This is a genomic window from Tamlana crocina (genome assembly GCF_012037625.1).
In genome coordinates this window covers 1-1703 of the sequence record NZ_JAAVJS010000041.1, presented here as the reverse complement: position 1 = coordinate 1703, position 1703 = coordinate 1, and the positions used below count along the sequence as shown (strand labels likewise).

2 protein-coding genes are annotated in these 1703 nt (G+C 41.3%); one reads left to right on the top strand and one right to left on the bottom strand.

Annotation, left to right across the window (positions count from 1 at the left end; translation table 11 throughout):
- Positions 1–609, bottom strand: a 609-nt coding sequence (locus HC176_RS15475; protein WP_245234917.1) for a reverse transcriptase domain-containing protein, incomplete at its 3' end; no start/stop codon positions are given.
- Positions 610–1440: 831 nt separating this feature from the next.
- Between HC176_RS15475 and HC176_RS15470 the strand changes: the two genes are divergently transcribed.
- Positions 1441–1703, top strand: a 263-nt coding sequence (locus tag HC176_RS15470) for a DUF5958 family protein (protein ID WP_209309733.1), incomplete at its 3' end; no start/stop codon positions are given.

The window sequence follows — 1703 nt, the reverse complement described above, 5'->3', positions numbered from 1 at the left end:
CAGTAATGGACTTATCACTCCTCCCTGCGGTGTGCCTCTGGTTCGTTTCTGAATTGTACCATCCTTCTTTTGGATGGGGGCTTCCAACCAGCGTTTTACGTACAGATGGATGTGCTTCTTATCTGTAAAATGACTTAAAGCTTTCATCATTAGCTCATGATCTATTTCATCAAAGAAACTTTTGATGTCCAGATCTATCGCCCAGTCCAATTTCATGCAGTTTTCCCTGCATTGCCTGATAGCCTGGTGCGCTGATTTCTTTGGTCTATAGCCAAACGAACTTGCACTGAAGTGCTTGTCCACCTTAGCTTCCAGTTCTTCCCTGATGACCATTTGAGCCGTACGATCTTGTACCGTTGGTATGCCCAACTTTCTTACCCTATTTTCATCTTTGGGTATTTCTACTTCGCGTACAGGCATGGGAAAGTAACTTCCACTGGCCAAACGGTTCCATACCGGATACAGATACTTCCTCGTTTGTGAGGATACGGCTTCTATGGATAGTTTATCCACTCCGGCTGCTCCTCTATTACTTTTCACCTTCCTGAAGGCTTCCCATACCTGTCGCTTTTCTATCGGTTGCGACTTTTGTTTCTCCTCGAAAATCATCCTAAATTTTCATTTAGTTGTAATACAATTTAAAACCGTTAAGTCTGCCCCTTCACTCCTTTCCCCTTTCGGGGAACATCTTCACTACTACGGGCAAATCCGCCACCAATCTGTAGTATCGTTACTTTCTGCCTTGCCCTTCGGGGTTATGGCATTTTCACACTACAGATTGGCTTCTCCTGTTCCATAATTAAGCCGTAAGTAAAGCTCCTGCCCTCTTTATGTCGATGGTCGCTTAACCAGTAAATCAGGTTACACCCGTTAAGCTTTGTCCTGCAAGACCGCCCATCCCTCAGTTTTGACCATACTAAAGTTGTTTACGACACTTCTACAAGGGTTCACTCGCATCTCGTTCAGCTTCTTTACTCCCACCATAGCTCGCTCCTCACAATACAACTGCGGTAGTGCCTTTGACCTTATCGCTCAAGACCAACCCTTGAAAGGCAAGCCCCATAAGGCGGTTTGACTGATATGCCTGTACATCCCAGCCGAGAGACCAATCCTCATTAATGTTTCTTTACGTGAGACCTCTTGACTTTCTTTGTCAAGCTCGTTCCTGAAAAAAAAATGAGCCTCTCATCTCAATTACAGTTATGCTGTTAATTTTCAAAGAACTTAATCTTATATTGTATCCCTGAACAGCGCAGGACACACAACGTTGCACAACAACGGTTAACACAAATGCGGAAGACCTGTCAAAAATGGCATTTTTGAGTACCTTTAAAAACAGTAATTAAAAGATCAATTCGTGTCCCAAACTCCGCACTTGCGTTAACCGAGACGTTGGCTGCAATGCAAAAATAAAGTGTAGAAAAAACGAAAGGCCAGAATATGATAAATCAAACACAAAAAAATAATGAAGTTATCATAAACCACTTTGCTCAGGAGAAAATTTCTTTTGAAAAAGTAATTGATTGGTTTGAAAATCTATCTTTAGAAGAAAAAAAAGAAGTTCTAAACTTGACAAGATTGTTTTTGGAGCAAACTCATCCCAGTGATTTGATTTTAGAAGATGGAATCAATAAAATTCCACTCAAACCCACCATGACTCCTATAACACTACTGAAAACATACAACTTAAAAATTGCTTTAGA